18 protein-coding genes and 1 tRNA gene are annotated in these 19,296 nt (G+C 72.0%); 7 read left to right on the forward strand and 12 right to left on the reverse strand.

All coding sequences use genetic code 11. The features are described from left to right. Positions 1 to 28: 28 nt before the first annotated feature. Together ACH4E8_RS34655 and ACH4E8_RS34660 are read right to left on the reverse strand one after the other, a co-directional pair. Positions 29 to 1,027, reverse strand: a complete 999-nt coding sequence (locus ACH4E8_RS34655; protein WP_398455652.1) for an LLM class flavin-dependent oxidoreductase — start codon at positions 1,025 to 1,027, stop codon at positions 29 to 31. Positions 1,028 to 1,110: 83 nt separating this feature from the next. Next, complete coding sequence (locus tag ACH4E8_RS34660) at positions 1,111 to 2,037, reverse strand: zinc-binding dehydrogenase (RefSeq protein WP_398455653.1); 927 nt, start codon at positions 2,035 to 2,037, stop codon at positions 1,111 to 1,113. Positions 2,038 to 2,161: 124 nt separating this feature from the next. Between ACH4E8_RS34660 and ACH4E8_RS34665 the strand changes: the two genes are divergently transcribed. Further along, positions 2,162 to 2,851, forward strand: coding sequence for a TetR/AcrR family transcriptional regulator (locus tag ACH4E8_RS34665; protein ID WP_398455654.1), 690 nt, complete (start codon positions 2,162 to 2,164; stop codon positions 2,849 to 2,851). 159 nt (positions 2,852 to 3,010) lie between these two features. Here ACH4E8_RS34665 and ACH4E8_RS34670 read toward each other — a convergent pair whose 3' ends face one another. Next, positions 3,011 to 3,622 (reverse strand): TetR/AcrR family transcriptional regulator, encoded by a 612-nt coding sequence (locus ACH4E8_RS34670; protein ID WP_398455655.1) that lies wholly within the window; start codon positions 3,620 to 3,622, stop codon positions 3,011 to 3,013. A gap of 172 nt (positions 3,623 to 3,794) precedes the next feature. Here ACH4E8_RS34670 and ACH4E8_RS34675 point away from each other — a divergent pair, with 172 nt between their 5' ends. Next, positions 3,795 to 4,562, forward strand: a complete 768-nt coding sequence (locus ACH4E8_RS34675; RefSeq protein ID WP_398455656.1) for a hypothetical protein — start codon at positions 3,795 to 3,797, stop codon at positions 4,560 to 4,562. Positions 4,563 to 4,688: 126 nt separating this feature from the next. Here the strand turns inward: ACH4E8_RS34675 and ACH4E8_RS34680 are convergent, their stop codons facing one another. After that, positions 4,689 to 5,900 carry a S8 family peptidase gene (locus ACH4E8_RS34680; RefSeq protein ID WP_398455657.1) on the reverse strand — a complete coding sequence of 404 codons (1,212 nt, stop codon included), beginning with the start codon at positions 5,898 to 5,900 and terminating at the stop codon, positions 4,689 to 4,691. A gap of 406 nt (positions 5,901 to 6,306) precedes the next feature. Between ACH4E8_RS34680 and ACH4E8_RS34685 the strand changes: the two genes are divergently transcribed. Then, the gene (locus ACH4E8_RS34685) at positions 6,307 to 6,456 is read left to right on the forward strand and encodes a hypothetical protein (protein ID WP_398455658.1); all 150 of its coding nucleotides are present in this window, start codon (positions 6,307 to 6,309) and stop codon (positions 6,454 to 6,456) included. A gap of 760 nt (positions 6,457 to 7,216) precedes the next feature. On the opposite strand, the gene ACH4E8_RS34690 is transcribed toward ACH4E8_RS34685, so the two are convergent. Further along, a tRNA-Pro gene (locus ACH4E8_RS34690) sits at positions 7,217 to 7,290 on the reverse strand. Between the two features lie 116 nt (positions 7,291 to 7,406). On the opposite strand from ACH4E8_RS34690, the gene ACH4E8_RS34695 reads away from it, so the two are divergent. Continuing rightward, positions 7,407 to 7,886, forward strand: a complete 480-nt coding sequence (locus ACH4E8_RS34695) for a DUF309 domain-containing protein (RefSeq protein WP_398455659.1) — start codon at positions 7,407 to 7,409, stop codon at positions 7,884 to 7,886. A 5-nt stretch (positions 7,887 to 7,891) separates the two neighbouring features. Here the strand turns inward: ACH4E8_RS34695 and ACH4E8_RS34700 are convergent, their stop codons facing one another. From ACH4E8_RS34700 to ACH4E8_RS34710, 3 genes are read right to left on the reverse strand one after another with little or no spacing between them, the layout of a single operon-like run. After that, entirely contained in the window at positions 7,892 to 8,560 is a 669-nt protein-coding gene (locus tag ACH4E8_RS34700) for a lactate utilization protein C (RefSeq protein WP_398455660.1), read from the reverse strand. Further along, entirely contained in the window at positions 8,557 to 9,999 is a 1,443-nt protein-coding gene (locus ACH4E8_RS34705; RefSeq protein ID WP_398455662.1) for a lactate utilization protein B, read from the reverse strand. Before ACH4E8_RS34705 ends, ACH4E8_RS34700 begins: the two co-directional genes overlap by 4 nt. Beyond that, positions 9,996 to 10,727 (reverse strand): (Fe-S)-binding protein, encoded by a 732-nt coding sequence (locus tag ACH4E8_RS34710; protein WP_398455663.1) that lies wholly within the window; start codon positions 10,725 to 10,727, stop codon positions 9,996 to 9,998. Before ACH4E8_RS34710 ends, ACH4E8_RS34705 begins: the two co-directional genes overlap by 4 nt. Positions 10,728 to 10,797: 70 nt before the next feature. Between ACH4E8_RS34710 and cobF the strand changes: the two genes are divergently transcribed. Together cobF and ACH4E8_RS34720 are read left to right on the forward strand one after the other, a co-directional pair. Continuing rightward, a complete protein-coding gene (gene cobF / locus ACH4E8_RS34715) occupies positions 10,798 to 11,553 on the forward strand; it encodes a precorrin-6A synthase (deacetylating) (RefSeq protein ID WP_398455665.1) in 756 nt (251 codons plus the stop codon). Between the two features lie 140 nt (positions 11,554 to 11,693). Continuing rightward, the gene (locus tag ACH4E8_RS34720) at positions 11,694 to 12,299 is read left to right on the forward strand and encodes a DNA-binding response regulator (RefSeq protein ID WP_398455667.1); all 606 of its coding nucleotides are present in this window, start codon (positions 11,694 to 11,696) and stop codon (positions 12,297 to 12,299) included. A 3-nt stretch (positions 12,300 to 12,302) separates the two neighbouring features. Here the strand turns inward: ACH4E8_RS34720 and ACH4E8_RS34725 are convergent, their stop codons facing one another. The 4 genes from ACH4E8_RS34725 to ACH4E8_RS34740 all read right to left on the reverse strand — a co-directional run bounded on the left by ACH4E8_RS34725 (position 12,303) and on the right by ACH4E8_RS34740 (position 17,219). Continuing rightward, on the reverse strand, positions 12,303 to 13,481 hold the full coding sequence (locus ACH4E8_RS34725; RefSeq protein ID WP_398455669.1) for a sensor histidine kinase: 1,179 nt from the start codon (positions 13,479 to 13,481) through the stop codon (positions 12,303 to 12,305). Between the two features lie 116 nt (positions 13,482 to 13,597). Then, the gene (locus ACH4E8_RS34730) at positions 13,598 to 15,916 is read right to left on the reverse strand and encodes a TOMM precursor leader peptide-binding protein (protein ID WP_398455670.1); all 2,319 of its coding nucleotides are present in this window, start codon (positions 15,914 to 15,916) and stop codon (positions 13,598 to 13,600) included. Between the two features lie 126 nt (positions 15,917 to 16,042). Further along, entirely contained in the window at positions 16,043 to 16,243 is a 201-nt protein-coding gene (locus tag ACH4E8_RS34735; protein WP_398455672.1) for a hypothetical protein, read from the reverse strand. A gap of 76 nt (positions 16,244 to 16,319) precedes the next feature. Beyond that, complete coding sequence (locus ACH4E8_RS34740) at positions 16,320 to 17,219, reverse strand: SDR family NAD(P)-dependent oxidoreductase (RefSeq protein ID WP_398455673.1); 900 nt, start codon at positions 17,217 to 17,219, stop codon at positions 16,320 to 16,322. Positions 17,220 to 17,415: 196 nt separating this feature from the next. On the opposite strand from ACH4E8_RS34740, the gene ACH4E8_RS34745 reads away from it, so the two are divergent. Continuing rightward, on the forward strand, positions 17,416 to 18,969 hold the full coding sequence (locus ACH4E8_RS34745) for an MFS transporter (RefSeq protein WP_398455675.1): 1,554 nt from the start codon (positions 17,416 to 17,418) through the stop codon (positions 18,967 to 18,969). Positions 18,970 to 19,296 lie beyond the last annotated feature (327 nt).

Raw genomic sequence — 19,296 nt, forward strand, 5'->3', positions numbered from 1 at the left:
CGGGTGTGCCTTTCTCCGTGGATGCGGGTCAGAGGTTCCAGGTCTTGGCGAGGAGTTCGTACGAGCGCTTGCGCGCCTCGAAGTCCCACGCCTCGGAGACGATCATGAGCTCGTCGGCGCCGGTGCGGCGGGCGAGGTCCGTCAGGCCCGCGCGGACGGTGTCGGGGGTGCCGACGAAGGACTCGCGGAGCATGGCGTTCACCATCTGGGCCTCCTGCGGCGCCCAGACGCGGTCGATGTCGTCGACCGGCGGCAGGATCCTCATCTCGCCCCGGAAGTGGGTGAGGAACTTCTGCTGCATGGTCGAGAAGGTGCGGACGGCGTCCTGTTCGGTGTCGGCGACGACGGCGTTGGCCGCGACGATCGCGTACGGCTGCGGGTGCGCGGCCGAGGGCCGGTACTCCGTCCGGTACCGCTCCAGCGCTTCGAGGAGCTGGTCGGGCGAGAAGTGCGCGGCGTGGACGAACGGCAGCCCCTCGCGGGCGGCGAGGGCGGCGCCGAAGGTGCTGGAGCCCAGCACGTACACCGGCACGTCGACGCCCTCTCCGGGGACGGCCCGGACCTTGCGGTCCCCGGGCCCAGGAGCGAGGTAGCCGCGGAGTTCGGCGACCTGCTCGGGGAAGTCGGCGCCGCTCTCGTGGCGGCGCCGCAGGGCGCGGGTGGTCCACGGGTCGGTGCCGGGGGCGCGGCCGAGGCCGAGGTCGATCCGGCCGGGGTGATAGGTGGCGAGGGTGCCGAACTGTTCGGCGACGACGTACGGGGCGTGGTTGGGCAGCATGATGCCGCCCGCGCCGACGTTGATCCGCTCGGTGGCGGCGGCGACCTGGCCGATCATGATGGCGGTCGCGGAGCTGGCCATGGCAGTGGTGTTGTGGTGCTCGGAGATCCAGAAGCGACGGTAGCCGTACGCCTCGGCGGCGCGGGCCAGTTCGACGGTGTTGCCCAGGGCTTCGGCCGGGCCGTGGCCGTGGCGGATCGGGGAGAGGTCGAGTACGGACAGCGGGATGTTCGCGGTGCGGCGGTTCATGGGACTTTCTCTCGGTTGTCGTTCGGGAGGGGGTTGTCGTTCGGGAGGGGCGGGCCGCCGCGCACGGCGGCCCGCCGACGGGGTCAGGAGAGGGTGAGGACGGCCTTGCCGGGCAGCCTGCTGTCGGCCACGGCGGCGATGGTGTCGGCCGCGTCGGCCCAGTCGCCGCGCCACGCGATGTGCGGGCGCAGCCGGCCGGCGGCCGCCTCCGCGGCGAGCCAGGTCAGGTCCCGGTCGATGTCGCCCTCTGCCATCAGGAAGAAGGTGGCGATGCTCCGGTGGTGGCGGGCCGGGTCGGCGAGCAGGGCGCCCGGGCCGAAGACCGTGTCCGTGCCGGCGGCGGCGCCGGCCATGACGAGGACTCCGCCCTCGCCGAGGGCCTGGTAGGCCGCCGGGAGCACGGGTCCGCCGACGGTGTCGAGGACCCCGTGCACGGGGTCCAGGACCGCGGCCGGATCGTCGACGACGTCGTGCGCACCCAGCGCGAGCAGTTCCTCCGCACGGGAGGCGTCGCGGGAGACGGCCACGACGTGGGCCCCGCCGCGCAGGGCGAGCTGGATCGCGAAGCGTCCCACCGCGCCCGTGGCGCCGGTGATCATCACCCGCCGCCCCAGGACCGGCCCCAGGCGACGCAGACCGCGCAGCGCGGTCCCGGCCGCGACGGGCAGCGTGCTCATCACACCCGGGTCGGCGCCCTCGGGGAGGGCACCGATCAGCGCGGTGTCCACCGCCTGGAGCTCCGCCCAGGCACCGGACAGCCCGAGCGTGATCACCGCGGTGCCCACGGCCGGTCCCGAGCCGTCGGCCGCCGCGCGCTCCACGACGCCGGCGGCGTCCCAGCCGATCACCGCGCCGTCCGGCGCCTGCGGCAGGACGTACCGGAACTCGGCCGGATTGAGCGAGACCGCCCGCACCCGCACCAGCGCCTGGTGGGCGGCGGGGATCGGATCGGCCGTCTCGGCGAGCCGGAGCCCGCTGGGGGCGGAACGGTCGACGGTCAGGGCGCGCATGGTGGGTCCTCCTCGGAAACGGGATGCACAGAATATTGTGTCACCCAGTGGCACATGCCTCTTGTCGCCAAACGGCATGGAGGGGCTTCTGTATTCCGGAGGCGGTTTACCTAGACTCGGAGACATGACCACCACCGCCGAGGACCACCGCCCCGCCGGGCAGCCGGGCTCCACCGGAGGGGACCGGCTCCGGGAGCTGCCCCTACGGGAGCGCAAGCGCCTGCGCACCCGGCGAGCGCTGATCGAGACGGCCCTGGCCCGCTACGCCCGCGACGGCTTCGAGCGCACCACCCTGGACGACCTCACCGACGAGGTGGAGGTCTCCAAGCGGACCTTCTTCCGCTACTTCGCCTCAAAGGAGGACGTGGCGCTCGCACCGGAGAAGGAGTTCTGGGCCGTCTTCCTCGACGTCCTGGGCGCCTGCGACCTGTCGGGACCCGTGCTCGGCGTGTTCCACCGGGCGCTGACCGGCACGTTGGAGCGGATGGACGAGAGTTGGGAACACCAGTTCGCGGAGAGCCGGCGCCTCGTCGAGAGCGTTCCGGCGCTGACCGCCGCGAGCCTCCAACACTGCGCCGAGGCGTCCAGCGACATCCTCGGCCTGCTCTCCCGGCGGCTGCCACCCGGTGACGCGGACGACGTACGACTCCGGATCGCCCTGGAGATCACCGTCGCGGCTTGGCGGTCCGCCCTGCATGACTGGGCCGCGGCCCCCGCTGCGACCGCGGACCGCACCCACCTCGTCGCGCTCACTGACCGGGCGTTCGCCGCCGTGCCCGAGGCCGTCGGCTACACCGTGCCGGGCGGCGCCTGAACCGCACGGCGGCCCTCGGCTCACGGTCGCGCACCCGGCTCGGCCATCCGATCTCCACGAGCGGCGCACTGATGGGCGCCTCTCGCGAGGACGACCAGCCCGAGGTGAACACGATCTGGCCGCCGGGAGGGGCTCACCCGATCGGTGAGCCCCCGGCGGTCACCCCTGCGACCCGGTGAACTGGTGCAGGGCGGGGGCCCCGATCGGCAGGGCACGGGCGGCCGCGGGGCGCAGCCCGTCGAGGATCACGCCCAGGTAGCGCTGCCACAGCCCGGGAGACCCGTCGGCGATGCTGAGGACGGCCTGGGAGGCGGCGGTCTGGAGCAGCACGATGTCGACGCCGGTGACGTCGTCACGGACGGCGCCGACGCGCTGGGCGCGGGTGACGAGGATGTCGGCGACCTCGGCGAGGCGTTCGCGGGAGGCGCGGACGCTGGCCTCGCTCGGCGAGAGCGCGGTGGCGGCCTGGCAGAACGAGCGGTCGCGGGCCTGTAGCTCCACGCCGGCGCGCATGAACTCGGCCAGCGCCGCTTCCGGGTCCGCGGAGAGGGAGAGCGTGAGGCCGGTCATCACCAGTTCCTCCAGCCGGTCGCTGAAGATCTCGGCGAGGAGCTGTTCCTTGGTGTCGAAGTGGCGGAAGACGGTGCCCTTGCCGATTCCGGCGCGCTGGGCGATCCGCGTGATGGACACGTCCATGCCGTGCTCGGCGAACTCGGCGGTGGCGGCGTCGATCAGCAGGCTCCTGTTGCGGACGGCGTCGGCTCTCTTCATGCCCTCATCATAACTAACCGGACCGTGCGGTCACATTTCTTCAGCTAAGCGGACCGCGCGGTCACCTTCTCTGGTACGGTTCACAACGTGACCGGGCGGTCCGGTTACCGGAGCGGTGTTCCACACCCCTCCGATCACGCACTGCGTGCCATCTCCTGAAGGGACATCCGTCATGACCGACGTCCGCGGCTACGAGACCGGCCCGATCAAGGCCGAAGCGGCGTTCACCTCCGACTTCCCCCTCGACGATCGCTACTCCACCCAGGACATCGCCGACATGTTGGAGCGCGAGCGCCCCAACATGGACATCCGACCCGGCATGCGCCACAAGTACACGCCGCTCCGCTTCGACCCGGCCACCGGCGTGAAGTACATCGGCGGGCGCTACCTCTTCGACACCTGGGAGAACGTCCTCGACTACGACCACTTCACCAACGAGGAGCTGTACCCCGAGCCGGGCGTGAAGTTCTGGTCCCGCTTCCCGGGCGTGGACAAGCACTACTGGCGGGTCACCGGCGCCCACGACTTCAAGCCGATGGCCACCGCCCACCACGTCAACCGCTTCGAGCGCTACTCCTACACCAACGAGAACGTCGCGGAGCTGCTCGCGTCGGTCTGGGAGACCATGCGCGACGACGCCGAGGCCAAGGGCCTGTCCAGCATCTGGCTGATGCACCAGCCCGACGAGAAGCAGATCGGCATCCTCACCGTCGCCGAGAAGTCCGGCGACGCCGACCCGGCCGTCGCCGTCTCCAAGGGCCTGGAGTACCTGGAGCGCCTGAACGCCTTCGGCCGCTTCCTCCCCAAGGAGTTGGACACCACGGAGCTGATGGACCGCACCAGCCTCATCATCTCCTCCTGGCTCCCCGAGTCCCGAGCCCTGGGCGGCGCCCACTCGTCCTTCGACGTCTCCCCGCCGCACCCGGCCCCGCAGATCTGACCCCGCGGGAGGGAACGAGCGGGACAACCTCGCGGCGGCACCACCGGTCGGTGATCCCCCCGACCGCCCGAGGGGTCCTTGCGGGCGCATCGCCCGCAAGGACCCCGTCGTTCGGTGGCCGTGTCGCTACGGCACGAGCCTCAGGAGCTTGTTCGGGGAGCCCGCTCCGATGCCGGTCAGCACGTTGGGCGTCGCGCCGTTCACCAGGGCGGTAGCGACGGCCGCCGGGGAGGAGCCGGGGTGGTTGGTCAGATAGATCGCGGCGGCGCCGGAGACGTGAGGCGCGGCGAAGGACGTACCGCTGCCGGTGAAGGTGGCGGTGTCCGAGGTGTTCCAGCCGGCCGTGATGTCGGAGCCCGGGGCGAAGATGTCGACGACGGGGCCGTAGTTCGAGTAGGTGGCCCTGGCGTCGGTCCTGGTCGTCGCGCCGACGGTGATCGCTTCGCCGACCCGGGCGGGTGAGTAGCCGGAGGCGGGCGCGGAGGAGTTCCCGGCGGCGATCGAGTAGGTGACGCCCGAGCGGATCGAGTTGCGCACGGCGTTGTCCAGAGCCGTGCTGGGGCCGCCGCCGAGCGAGACGTTCGCGACCGACCGGGGGCCGTGGTTGGCGGTGATCCAGTCGACGCCCGCGATGACTCCGGCCGTGGTGCCCGAGCCGTTGTTCCCGAGCACGCGCACCGCGACGACCCTGGCCTTCTTGGCCACTCCGTAGACGGTCCCGGCGGCCGTCGTGGCGACGTGGGTGCCGTGTCCGTGGCCGTCCTGGGCGACGGCGTCGTTGTCGACGAAGTCGTACCCGTTGAAGGCCCGGCCGCTGATGTCCTGGTGGGTGATGCGGACCCCGGTGTCGAGGACGTAGACGGTGGCGGCGCCGCCCGCCGAGTCGGGGTAGGTGTACGTCCCGCTCAGCGGGAGGTACGGCTGGTCGATCCGGTCCAGACCCCAGGGCGGATTGGTCTGGGTGGCGCTCGCGTGGACCTTCTGGTCCTGCTCGACCGCGGCGACCGCGGGGTCCGCAGCGAGCCGCTTCGCCTCCGACCTGCTGAGTTCGGCCGCGTAGCCGTTCAGGGCGGACGAGTAGGTGCGGGTGATCTGACCGCCGTAGCCGGATATCAACTGCTTGCCCCGGGCGGTGGACGCCTTGAATCCGGCCGTCGACTTGAGGGTGACGATGTAGCTGCCGGCCACCGGCTCGGCCGCCCCCGCATGCAGGATCCGGCCCTCGGGCTGGGCCGCCTGGGCGGGTAAGGCCGTGCCGACTCCGGCTGCCAGTGCCGCTGTCGCCAGGGTGGCGATCGCGGCGACGATTCTCCGCTTCGTGGTGCGAACTGCTGCCATCGGGAGCTCCTCCTCGAACGGTGGTGCGCCGGTGATCCGGCGCGCTCCGACGATGGCGCCGAGTCGTGAGGGGGAACAACCCGCACCACAAGACTGTCATGGCCGCGACACAAAACGGGGCCGGGTGCAAACTCGGCGTTACACGGGGCCACATGAGCGTCGTCTTGCGTACGCATACCCCCGACCCGGTCGGGGCCGATCCGGCCCACCCCTCGGCGTCGTTCGGACGGCGCGCCGGGCCGGGGCCACCGCTTCGCCGCCGGGGCACGGCTCCTCATGGTCGCGGGGTGATGAAGGTGTCGTTCACGACGCATCCCTTTCGGACCCGAACAGGCCCTCTTTCCCTGGGCGCCGGCCTCCCCACCCTTCCTGGCCACCACCGGCGCCCCAGGGAACGACCAGGCACATGACGGACCATCACCCCGCGGCTGCCCGACACACCCGGCGCCGGCTCCTCGACACCGCCGCCCTGACCGGCGCCGCGGGCCCAATGCCCACCACCGCAGCGGCGGCCGGTGCCCCCGCCGCCAAAGCGCCGGGAACGCCGACGGGCTGATCACCGTCCCGGCCCGGGTCACCGGCTGGGAGCGCGAGTACAAACAGGCCGAGGAAGGGCTCGACAATCCCCGCGCACTCGCCCTGCGCGACTGGCCCCTGTTCCACCTTCCGTTCTAGTGGTCGTCGCAACACCCCAGTTCAGGGGATGGGGTGAGTGGACGTCTTCGCCGCCGCGACCGCCGCCCGCATCGGCGAAGTGTCCCGCGTCCGTGTCACCGACATCGACACCAGCAACTGGATCTGAACCGTGCCACGGCAGACCACCCCCGCACCCGGCGGACTCACCGACAAGAACACCAAGGGCAAACGCGCCCGCCACGTGCCCCTCATCGAGGAAATCCGCCCCCTCGTCGCCGGCCCCAACCCGGACGCCCGGCCTTTCACCGGACCACGTGGTGGACGCATCTCCACCACCGTCCTGCGCGACGCCACCCACTGGGACGAGGTCGTCACCGCACTCGGCCTCGAACACCTCGCGCCGCCACGACCCCTACCGCTCCGGCCTCACCTGATTCGCCGACGCCGGAGTCCCGCGCATGTCCTCTGGAAGATCGCCGGACACGGCTCCCTGCTCACCACCCAGCGCTACCAGCACCCCGACCTGTCCCAGATCACCAGCACCGGGACAACCCTCACCGCCCGCCTCAACCCCGTCCGCGCACCCCTCAGCGACGCCGCCAGACCCGCTGGTCCCCAAGAAACACGGAAAGGCGGCACCGGATTACTCCGATACCGCCTACGACCTGCGAAAACACAAGTCGGGACGACAGGATTTGAACCTGCGACCCCTTGACCCCCAGTCAAGTGCGCTACCAAGCTGCGCCACGTCCCGTTGCCCGCCCCGCCCGGAGTGCCGGGTGCGGCGTGCAGGGAAGACTTTACCCCACTCTGCGGCGCCTTCTCGCCGGTGGCCTGCGGGGGTGCAGGGGTTTCGGGGAGAATCGGGGTGTGGAGAGGGTACCGAGGGACCGGGACGGCGAGGGGCGGGCGCGCAATGCGCGTCCGCGGGACGGGCTGGGGCGGCCTTTGCCGTACGGGCGGGCCGGGGTGGAACGGCAGCCCGAGGGGGTGGTGCGGGGGCCCGAGGAGACGCTCGTCGAGGCGCAGCGGCTGCTGGACGCGGGGAAGCCGTTCCATGCGCACGAGGTGTTCGAGGACGCGTGGAAGTCCCGGCCCGAGCCGGAGCGGGACCTGTGGCAGGGGCTCGCGCAGCTGGCGGTGGGGCTGACGCACGCCGCGCGGGGGAACACCGCGGGCGGGGCGCGGCTGCTGGAGCGGGGGGCGCGGCGGATCGCGGGGTACGGGGATCCGTACGACGTCGACGTGCAGGGGCTCGGCGCCTGGGCGCGGGACCTCGCGGAACGGCTGGCGGCGGGCGCCGGGCCGGTGGACCCGCGGACCGAAGCACCGCGGCTGACCTTGCGGTAGGGGGGCTAGCCCTCCAGCAGCAGGACCTCCAGGGTGCGGGGGCCGTGGACGCCCTCGACGCGGTTCAGCTCGATGTCGCTGGTCGCCGATGGGCCGGAGATCCAGGTCAGCGGGGTGGTCGGGGCCAGCCGGGCCAGGGCCTGCGGTACGGACGCCACCAGTTGCTGCGGCACCCGGACCACGCACAGGTGCAGATCCGGCACGAGGGTGAGGGCGCGGCGGCCCTGGCCCGGGCCGCCGTCGAGGACGAGGGTGCCGGTTTCCGCGATCGCCAGGGCGCAGCCGCTGAGCACGGCGGCGCAGGCGTCGAGCTCGGCCGCGGTGAGCGGGCCGGTGTCGCGGACCGGGATCGCCGCGGCGGCTTCGACGGCGGTGAGCCAGGCCGGTGGGACGCCGTCGGGGACGACGACGCTGCGGGCGCCGTGGCCGTTGAGGAGGGCGGCCACCAGCGCGGGCAGTGCGGCAGCCGTGGTGCGGTGGACGGTGGCCCGGTAGTCGGTGAGGTTGCGTTCGAGCAGGTCGGTGAGGACGCGCGGGTCGTCGGATGCGGTGTGGCTGGTGCGGTAGTCGCGGCGGACGGCCGGCGCTTCGGGAGCGTGGGCGACGGCCGCGCGGACCCGGGCCAGGATCCGTTCCCGCGCGCCGCTGCCGCCCGTGCTCGCTTCGTACGTCATGTGCGCCCCTCGTCCGTGCCGCGGTTCTTGCGCCACCAGTCGCGGAAGGACTCCCGCGGCGCCTGGGGGAGCTCCCTGCTGCTGGTCCACGCACCCGCGCCGGGTGGTCGGCGGGGGTGCAGCCGGCGGGTGCGGGCCGCGGCGCGCTGGGCCGCCGCGAGGACCCCGGGGTGGTCGAGCACCCAGCCCACCGTCTTGATCGCGGCCTTCTCGACCCGGTGGCCCGCTCCCCCGCCGCCCGCCACCCGGGTCCGCAGGTGGACCAGGACCTCGGGGATGTCGATGGCGACCGGGCACACCTCGTAGCAGGCGCCGCACAGGGAGGAGGCGTACGGCAGGGACGCGTCGACGGCGCTGCCGGTGCCGCGCAGCTGCGGGCTGAGGATGGCGCCGATGGGGCCCGGGTATACCGAGCCGTACGCGTGGCCGCCGGCCCGCTCGTACACCGGGCACACGTTCAGGCACGCGGAGCAGCGGATGCACCGCAGGGCCTGGCGGCCGGTGTCGTCGGCGAGGGCGGCGGTGCGCCCGTTGTCGAGGAGGACGAGGTGGAAGGCGCGGGGGCCGTCGGCGTCGCTGGTGCCGGTCCACATCGAGGTGTACGGGTTCATCCGCTCTGCGGTCGAGGAGCGGGGCAGGGTCTGGAGGAAGACCTCCAGGTCGCGCCAGGTCGGGACGGTCTTCTCGACGCCGACCACGGAGATCAGGGTCTCGGGGAGGGTCAGGCACATCCGGCCGTTGCCCTCGGACTCGACGACGACGAGGGTGCCGGTCTCGGCGACCATGAAGTTGGCGCCGGAGATGCCCACCTTGGCGCGGAGGAACTTCTCCCGCAGGTGCAGCCGGGCGGCTTCGGCGAGGTCGGCGGGGTCGTCGGTGAGGCCGTCGGGGGCCGGGCGGCCCCAGCGCGCCATCTCGTCGGCGAAGATCTGGCGGATCTCGGCGCGGTTGCGGTGGATGGCGGGGACGAGGATGTGGGAGGGCCGGTCGTGGCCGAGTTGGACGATCAGCTCGGCGAGGTCGGTCTCGTAGGCGGTGATGCCCTCGGCGGCCAGTGCTTCGTTGAGGCCGATCTCCTGGGTGGCCATCGACTTGACCTTGACGACCTCGGTCTCCCCGGTGGCGCGGACCAGTTCGGTGACGATGCGATTGGCGTCGGCGGCGTCCTCGGCCCAGTGGACGGTGCCGCCGGCGGCGGTGACGGCGCGCTCCAGCTCTTCGAGGTGGCGGTCGAGGTGGCGCAGGGCCCGGTCCTTGATCTGCCGGCCGGCCTCCCGCAGCTGCGCCCAGTCGTCGAGCTCCGCGACGGCGCGGGCGCGTTTGTCGCGGATGGTGTGGGTGGCGTGGCGGAGGTTGGCGCGCAGGGTCTCGTCGTGGACGGCGTCCCTGGCCGCGGTGGGGAAGGACGGCATGCCCAGGTCGACGTGGCGTCCGCTCATCGCGGCAGCTCCCTGCGGTAGGGGGTTTCTTCGGTGGAGCTGAGGATCTCCGCGAGGTGCACGGTGCGCAGCCCGGGCGGCCGGTCCTCGTGGCGGGCGATGCCGTCGAGGTGCATCAGGCAGGAGTTGTCGGCGCCGCAGAGCACGCTGGCGCCGGTGGCGGCTGCGCTCGCCACCTTGTCGCGGCCCATGGCGGCGGAGACGTCGGGGTTCTTCACGGCGAAGGTGCCGCCGAAGCCGCAGCACTCCTCGGCGCCGGGCAGCTCGCGCAGGCGCAGCCCCTTGACGGCTTCGAGGAGGCGGCGCGGCCGGTCGCCGAGGCGGAGCAGCCGCAGCCCGTGGCAGGAGGGGTGGTAGGTGACGGTGTGGGGGAAGTACGCGCCGACGTCGACGACCCCGAGGACGTCGACGAGGAACTCGGTCAGTTCGTACGTGCGGCGCGGCAGGTCCTCCTCGCCGAAGCGGGGGTAGTGCTCGCGCACCATCGCGGCGCACGATCCGGAGGGGGTGACGACGTGGGTGTACGGGGCGAAGGCGCGGGCGGTGCGGCGCACCAGCGGTTCGGTCTGGTCGGGGTAGCCGGTGTTGAACTGGGGTTGGCCGCAGCAGGTCTGTGCGGTGGGGAAGTCGACCTCGACGCCGAGCCGCTCCAGCAGCCGCACGGTGGCGATGCCGGTGGCGGGGAAGAGTGCGTCGTTGACGCAGGTGACGAAGAGCGCAACACGCATGGTCGGAGGATAGGGCGCCGGCGGGGCCCCCGGTAGGCGACGCGGTGCGGGGGTGCGGCAGACTCACGGGGTGAGGAAGATCTATGTGATCGGCATCGGGGCGGGCGATCCCGACCATCTGACATTGCAGGCGATCAAGGCGCTGAACGAGGCTGATGCCTTCTTCATCCTCGACAAGGGCGAGGCGAAGGCGGATCTGATCCGGCTGCGCCGGGACATCCTCGACGCCCATGTGGCGGAGGGTTCCTATCGGCTGGTGGAGGCACGGGACCCGGAGCGGGACCGGGAAACATCGGACTACTCCCCCGCCGTCGACGACTGGCGGTCGCGCCGGGCCGACCTGTTCGAGCGCTTCATCGCGGACGACCTGGGCGAGGACGAGTGCGGGGCGTTCCTGGTGTGGGGGGACCCCTCGCTGTACGACTCGACGCTCGCGGTCCTGGAGGAGGTGCTGCGGCGCGGCGCGGTCGACTTCGACCACGTGGTGGTGCCGGGCGTCAGCTCCGTTTCGGCGCTGTTGGCCCGGCACCGCACCGGGCTGAACCGGGTGGGGCGCCCGGTGCAGATCACCACGGGTCGGCGGCTGGCGGAGGGCTGGCCGGACGACGTGGACGACGTGGTGGTCATGTTGGACGCCCGCCGGGCGTTCACCCGCCACCTCGACCAGGACCTGTACATCTACTGGGGCGCGTACGTCGGCACCGAGGACGAGATCCTGGTGTCGGGTCGGCTCTCGGAGGTGTCGGAGCGGATCGAGGAGTTGCGGGCGGCGGCGCGGGAGCGCAAGGGCTGGATCATGGACACGTACCTGCTGCGCCGGGGCTGACGCCGGCGGCGACCGGCCCTCCACGGGATGCCGGGGGTGCGGGTGCGGCGGTCCGCTGCGCACCCGCCCCACGCGGGCCCCCTCGAATGTATGATCACACCCCGAAGTGGCCATCCCGTGGGGCGTGTCTGGGGGGAACGGTGGTCCGGATCCTGCTCGCGGAAGACATGTTGATGCTTCGAAGAGCGCTCGTGTCGCTCTTGGAGTTGCAGCCCGACATCGAGGTCGTCGCCGAGGTGGGGGCGGGCGATCAGATCCTGCCGGCCGCGCTGGCGGTGCGTCCGGACGTCGCCGTCCTGGACATCGACCTCCCGGGGATCGACGGCATCCAGGCGGCGGCCCAGCTCCACGAGCAGTTGCCGCAGTGCCGCACGATGATCCTCACGAGCCTGGGCCGGCCGGGCAATCTGCGCCGGGCGATCCAGGCCCACGTGTCGGGTTTCCTGCTGAAGGACGCGGATCCCGACGAACTGGCCGCCGCGATCAGGTCGGTGGCCGCCGGCGAGCAGGTCATCGATCCGCAGTTGGCGGTCGCCACCATCCAGGCGGCCGAGAATCCGCTCACCGCCCGGGAGACGGAGGTGCTGCGGCTGGTCTCGGAGGGCGAGGACATCCCGGAGATCGCTCGGCGGCTTTCACTCTCCCCCGGCACGGTCCGCAATTACCTGACGACCAGTGTGACCAAGCTGAGTGCGCGCAACCGGATGGACGCGGTGCGCATCGCCCGCGCTTCGGGCTGGTTGTGACGCTCAGACGGGCACGTCCGCCGTCAGTTCGAACCAGCCGTCGTCCCGGCTCCCCGCACTCAGCGCGCCGCCGAGGGCTGCCACGCGTGCGGTGAGGTTGTGCAGTCCGCTGCCGCCGGTGCCGACGCCGTCGGTGGACAGGGTCGCGGTCTCGGCGCCCACCCCGTCGTTGATCACCGCCACCCGCACCCGGCCCTTCTCCTTGGCGGCCGCGATCATGCAGTGCTGGGCCTTGCTGTGCCGGAGCATGTTGGTGATGCCCTCCCGCAGCACGGTCGCGAGTACGGTGTCGACGGGCCCGGCCGGCAGCTCCACCTCCATCCGCACCTCGGTCTGGATGCCCACGGCGCGCAGCAGCGATTCGGCGGCGGAGACCTCTCGGCTCAGGCTCATGTTGAGGTAGCTGCTGGCCACGGAGCGGACGTCGGCGAGCGCCTGCCGGGCGGTGCGCAGGATCTCGGTGATCTCGGTCTCGGCCCGCTCGGGGTGGATGCGCACCAACCGGTGGGTGAGTTCGCACTTGAGCGTGATGGTGGAGAGGCTGTAGCCGAGCAGGTCGTGCAGGTCGCGGGCGAATCGCAGCCGTTCCTGCACGATCGCGAGCCGCGCCAACTCGGCGCGGGCGTCCTGCACTTCGCGCACCAGGTCGGTCAGCCGGCTCAGGCCGTAGACGACGAGGCCGGTGAGGGCGGTGGCCACCATGTTGTACGCCAACTCGGTGGTGTCGTAGCCCACGGTGAAGTTGAGCAGGCCCACGGTGCCGATGACGGCGGCGAAGCCGGCCCAGCCGGCGGCGGACCGCAGCACCAGCAGGGTCGATCCGGCGAGGAAGCCCGGCACTCCAAGCCAGGCTTCCTCGAAGATCGGGAACGGTACGTAGGTGATCAGCGCCTGTGCGGCCAGGGTCTTGCGCCGGTGCGGCACGGCGCGGGGCGCCGTGGAGGGGAACGAGTGGAACAACTGGAGCCACAGCAGGGCCAGCATCAGGACTCCGCAGACCGCGAGCCCCACCCCGGAGGGTCGGGCCCGCAGCAGGTACGTCAGTCCGATGAAGAAGAACCCGCCGAGCACCACGGCCGTGATGAAGATCGCCACCCGCGGTGCCAGCTCGCCGTGCAGTTCGTCCTGCGGGCCGGTTCCGGAGTCGGGGGGTGCCGCCTCGGTCAGCGCTGGCCGGCGCAATGGGGCTCCTCACCGTACGTCGGTCGGCTGGCTGAACTCCCCCCTGTGGGAGGCAATGTGAGGTTATGTCAAAATCCGAGGGGGTGAAAGCCGAGTGTGGAGATCCGGTGTTTCCGTCACATGAACAGGGGTACGGGGTTCAGGTCCTCGAACCGGTTGGGCGCCGCCAGCCGGCCGAGCCGTACGGGTGCGTCGTACAGCCGGCCGGGGGCGAAGCGGGCCCAGAAGGGCCGTAGCCCGGGGACGAGCACCTTGACGACCGGAAGTCCGATGTCGGGGCGGGTCTGGTCGAGCACCAGGAGTTCCAGCCCCCGGGCCGCCAGCAGTTCCTCCAGTGCGGTCACGTCCTCGCGCAGGTCGCGTCGGCGGGCCACGGCGTCGGGGCCTTCGGCTCCCCGGGATCCGGCGGTGGGGTCGGGGGCCAGGTGGGGTGCGTTCGCCAGGGTCGCCGTGCGCCACCAGCGCAGGGCGTGCGCGTCGTCGCAGGCGTAGCCCGTACGACCGTCGGCGCTGACTTCGGCGACGGGCGGCAGCATCTGGTTGAGCTCGGTCAGGGCACGGCGCAGGGCGAGGCGGGGGTCGAAGTGGGCGCCGAAGCCGAGGGTGATGTCCTCGGTCTCCTTGTCGATGCGGCGGGAGAGGGCGGCGAAGGCCGGGACGCCGAGGTCGGTGGTGAGGTCGAGGGCCCAGACCTCCCGGTGGAGGGCGGCGTGGCCGGCCCGTACGCGCTGGGTCCACGGGTCGTCGAGGGCGTCGAGGTCGACGCCGGGCTGACGGGTGCGGTTGTACCACCACAGGGCGACGGCGTCGCGCTCGATCAGCTCCATCGTGCCCTGGACGACTGCGTCCTCCAGGCTGCTGCCGGCGGCCGAGCCGTTGGAGTTGGCGAAGCAGGTGCGGGCGCCGCGGGGGCAGGGCGCGTTGTAGTAGAGCAGCGAGGTGGGCAGCAGCCGCTGCCGTCGGGAGGTCAGCGACCACACCGGGGTCCAGTCGAGTCGGACGTCCTCGTCGAAGGGTTCGGGCACTCGGTGGGCGGCGGCGTTGCGCTCGTTCCACTCCGCCCGGTCGGCGAACTGCCGGGGGTGGAAGAGTTGGACGTCGTCGGGGTGGACGGCGGTGTCGGCGACGTCGCGGTAGGCGGCGCGGACCGTGGGCTCGTCGCCCTGGAAGTAGCCGCTGTGCCGCTCGACGGCCTCGCACAGGGCGCTGACCCGGGCGTGGAGTTCGGTGGCGCCCTTGCCGGAGCTGTGGCTGCGCAGTCCGAACCGGACGGAAGCGAGGTCGTCCGGCGAGGTCGCGGGGTTGTGGCCGGCGTGGAAGCAGTTGAGGAACTCGGGTCCGCGCGGGTCCCGGCTGATCTCCCGGACCACTCCGGTGAGGGGATCGATCAGATGGGCGTAGCGGTGCAGCATCTCGTCGGCGGACAGCCAGCGGTCGGACTGTTCCACGGCGGACTTGGGGCGGGAGTGCAGGACGACGGGGGCGTTCACCTGGCGTCGCATCAGATCGGGGTCGCCGCAGGCGCTGCACTGGGGGCGGCGGCGCACCGGGCAGTGCCGGCCGGTGAGCGAGAGGGGGTCCACGGTCCAGATGGCGCACTGGCCGGGGTGGCGGTGGCCGGCGATCCACTTCGCGGTCTCCAGGGCCGCGAGGTGCAGCCCGGCGGAGCGGACCGCGGCGAGGGAGGAGAGCGGCGGGGAGACGCGGCGGCCCAGGGCGCGGTCGAGGTAGCTCTCCGCCGGGCGGTTGCGGCGCAGCAGGTCGGCGAGGCAGTGCCAGCACGGTCCGTCACCGGGCCGGAACACCGGGCCGATCCAGGGCCGGTCGCCGCCGAGGCGCACCAGCAGCCAGGGGGTTCCGGTGCGGCGTTGGGCGGCGTCGATGCCGCCGAGGTCGGGGTCGAGGTAGTCGTCGCACAGGACGACGGTGAAGTCCGCGGACCGCGGCGGGGGCGACGCGGTGGGGCCGGGGGCGGCGTCGGGGACCAGGACGTCCAGGCCGGCGGCGACGAGCGCGTCGGTGAGCTGTCGTGCGGTGGTCGCGGTGGCGGTGGCGCCGGTGATGACGGTGGAGACGCGGGTGTGTCGCAGTCGACGGGCCGCGGCGGTGCCGTCGAGGCCGGCGAGTTCCCAGAAGGCCATGTCGGCGGCGGCCGTGACGTCCTGCGGGCCGCCTTCGGTGAGCAGCCCCGCAGCGAGCAGTCCGGAGACGACGTGCTCGGTGCGCGCCGCGGGGATGCTCCGGGCCGCGTCGTTGATCAGCCGGTTCAGGTCCCGGGTGCCGTCGAGCAGGGGTGCGAGGGCGGAGACGCCCGCGCCGCGCAGCGCGGTGACGCCGCGCTCGGAGACCAGGAAGACCCCTTCGCCCGGGACGACTTCGGCCCTCAGGTGGGGCTTGAAGGAGAGGCCGGGCAGGCTGCGCTCTGAGCTGTTCATGCTTCCCCCTGGGATCATGAGCGGCTGTGATCGACACGGCTGGTGTGCTGCCGGGGTGCGCCGACGGCCCTCTCCCGCATGGCCGTCGGCGGACCCGGTGGCGTGGGTGGCGCGGGTGGCGCGGGGTCAGTTCAGGCGTACGGTGACCGCGGCGTCGTTGCGGGTGCCGCGGGCGTCCTGCGGCTCGTCCACCCAGCAGATGCAGGTGCCGGCCTGGAACTGACCGGCGCCCAGCGGCGCCAGGTCCTCGATGACCAGGTCGCGCCAGAGGGCGGTGGCGTCGTCGGCGGTGGCGGTGGCGGTGGCGGTGGCGGTCAGGGTGCTCATGGTGGTTCCTCCATCCGGGAGGGTCGGGTGGTACGGGCGTCGCGGCGCGGGCGCGCCGCGACGTGGTGGTGCGGTCTCAGCCGGCGGTGGCGACGGCTTCGCGTGCGACGGACGCCGGGGCTCCGGAGTCGGCGGAGACGGGGGCAGGGTCAGGGGCGGCGAGCGGCTGCTCGGCTTCGGCGGACAGCTCCGCCCAGTCGGACCAGGTCTTCAGCCGCTCCCCGTAGACATGGGCGACGAGCCCGCCGGGCTGGCGGCCGAAGACGACCCGCAACGGCGGCTCTTCGGCGTCCACGATCTTCAGCAGGGCGGCGCCGGCCGCGGCGGGGTCGGCCACCTCGGGCGCGCCGCCGCTGAACATGCCGGCGCGCAGTCCGTCGTAGGCGGGCAGGGGCGCGGCGAAGACCGCGGACGAGCCGGCCCAGTCGGTTGCGTAGCCGCCGGGCTCGACGAGGGTGACCTTGATGCCGAAGGCGGCGATCTCTTGGGCCAGGGCGTCGCTCAATCCTTCGAGGGCCCACTTCGACGCGTGGTAGCCGCCGAGCATCGGGAAGGCGACGACGCCGCTGACGCTGGAGATCTGCACGATGTGTCCGCTGCCCTGGGCGCGCAGGTGCGGCAGGGCGGCCTGGGTGACGGAGAGGGTGCCGAAGAGGTTGGTCTCCAGTTGGGCGCGGACCTGCTCCTCGGTGATCTCCTCGACGGTGCCGAACAGTCCGTACCCGGCGTTGTTGACGACGACGTCGAGGCGGCCGAAGTGGTCGTGGGCCCGCTGGACCGCGGCGAAGACGGCGGAGCGGTCGGTGACGTCCAGCGCCAGCGGGAGGACGGCGTCGCCGTAGGTGCGGGTGAGGTCGGTGAGGGAGTCCACGTCGCGTGCGGTGGCCGCGACGGCGTCACCGCGGCCGAGGGCCGCCTCGACGAAGCGTCGGCCGAAGCCTCGGGACGAGCCGGTCACGAACCAGACCTTGGTCATTTTCCACTTCTTTCGTCGGGTGTTGTGATGCTGCCGCGGGGCGGCGCCGGGCTAGTTCAGATATTCGAGTAAACAACAGCACGAAAATGCAGTTAGCAAGCCATCGAAGGACCCAATAAAAGGTTCTGATCGGTGTGAACGGAAACCCTGAAGTCGCAGGCCCCCGCGGGCGCGCGGCTTTCCCTAGCCTTTAACCATGACTTCTCCAACCCCTCACCCAGCTACGGCGGTTGAACCAGACAACCGTCGCTGGATCGCGCTGGCCATCGTCTTGATCGCCGCTTTCATGGACCTCGTCGACGTCACGATCGTGAATATCGCGATCCCGTCGATCCAGCGGGACATCGAGGCTTCGACCGGTCAGATCCAGTGGATCACCGCGGGTTATGCCCTCGCCTTCGCGGCCGGTCTGATCACCGGCGGCAGGCTCGGTGACATCTTCGGGCGGAAACGGCTGTTCCTCCTGGGAATCGGGACCTTCACCGTGGCGTCCGCGCTCTGTGGCTTTGCCGGCAGCGCGGAGATGCTCGTCGGTTCCCGCATTCTGCAGGGCGCGGCCGCCGCGCTGATGGTCCCGCAGGTGCTGTCCATCGTCCACGCCACCTTCCCGGTCCACGAACGCGGCAAGGTCTTCGGCCTCTTCGGCGCCATCGTCGGGCTCGGCGGGGTCTCCGGCCCCCTGCTCGGCGCGCTGTTGACGGAGTGGGACCTCTTCGGTCTCGACTGGCGGCTGATCTTCCTGATCAACCTGCCCGTCGGCATCGCGGGGCTGTTCCTCGGCCGGGTCTTCATCAGCGAGTCCAAGGCGCCCCAGGCGCTCCGGCTCGACCTGGTCGGCGTCGCCCTGGTCACCCTGGGGCTGCTGATGCTCGTGTACCCGCTGACCCGCGGGCACGAGGAGGACTGGCCGGCGTGGGGCTTCGTCTCGATGGCGTGCTCCCCGCTGGTGCTCGGCGCCCTGGTGGCGTACGAGCGGTACAAGGCCCGCAAGGACGGCTCGCCGCTCATCGAGCTCTCCCTCTTCAAGGTCAAGAGCTTCAGCGCGGGCATCGCGGTGCAGGTCGGCTTCGGCATGGTCTGCGGCATCTTCTTCTTCATCTGGACGCTCTACATGCAGGTGGGGCTGGGGTGGAGCGTGATGCGCGCCGGTCTGACGGGGCTGCCGTTCTCCGTGGCGACCTCGATCTTCGCCGGCATCTCCGTGCAGCAGTTGGTGCCGAAGTACGGCCGCAAGGTGCTCCAGGCTGGTGCGCTCGTGATGGGCACCGGCATGCTGCTGTACGCCTGGCTCGCCGACCGGTACGGCACGGACATCGAGACCTGGCAGATGTTGGCGCCGCTCTTCGTCATCGGCGCCGGCATGGGCCTGATCACGGCGCCGCTGACCAACGCGATCCTCTCCGACGTGCCGCGTGAGCACGCCGGTTCGGCGTCCGGCCTGATCAACACGACGTTGCAGATGGGCAATGCGCTCGGGCTCGGTCTGACGTCGGTGGTGTTCTTCGGCGTGATCGACGAGGAGGCGGGGCCGGCGCTCATCGGCGGCGAGTTCGCCGCCGCCTTCGAGAACGCCCTCTTCTGGGTCGCCGGCGTGCTGTTCGTCATCTTCCTGCTGATCTTCGCGCTGCCCGCCAAGGCGCAGGCCGGGTTCGAGGGAGAGGGCATGCCGCCGGAGGGCGAACCCGGCGCCGTTCCCCCGCCCGCGGGCCGGGAGGCCGTCGACGAGCAGCGGACACCGTCCGTCACCTGACCGCACGGACCGAACGACCGACTGACCGACAGGAAGCGACCAGCGGGGCCGCGCTCACCGGGTGAGCGTGGCCCCGCTGGTCGTTCGGTCGACGCCGACCGCGGAGGGCGAGCGGGGCGGGCACGTGCTCAGGGCCCGGGGCTTCTGCCCCGGGCCCTGAGGTCCGTGCTCGGAAGGGTCCCGTATGCAAGGGACCGGTGTCGAAGGGTCAGTGGCCGGCACCGCCGAGGAGGTCGCCGGTCATGGCGGCGGTGAGGGTGGTGCCGTCGTTGGGGTCGATGAGGAGGAAGGCGCCGGTGCGGCGGGAGTGGGTGTAGGGGTCGAGGG

The sequence above is a fragment of the Streptomyces sp. NPDC017979 genome, assembly GCF_044328175.1.
Taxonomy (GTDB): domain Bacteria; phylum Actinomycetota; class Actinomycetes; order Streptomycetales; family Streptomycetaceae; genus Streptomyces.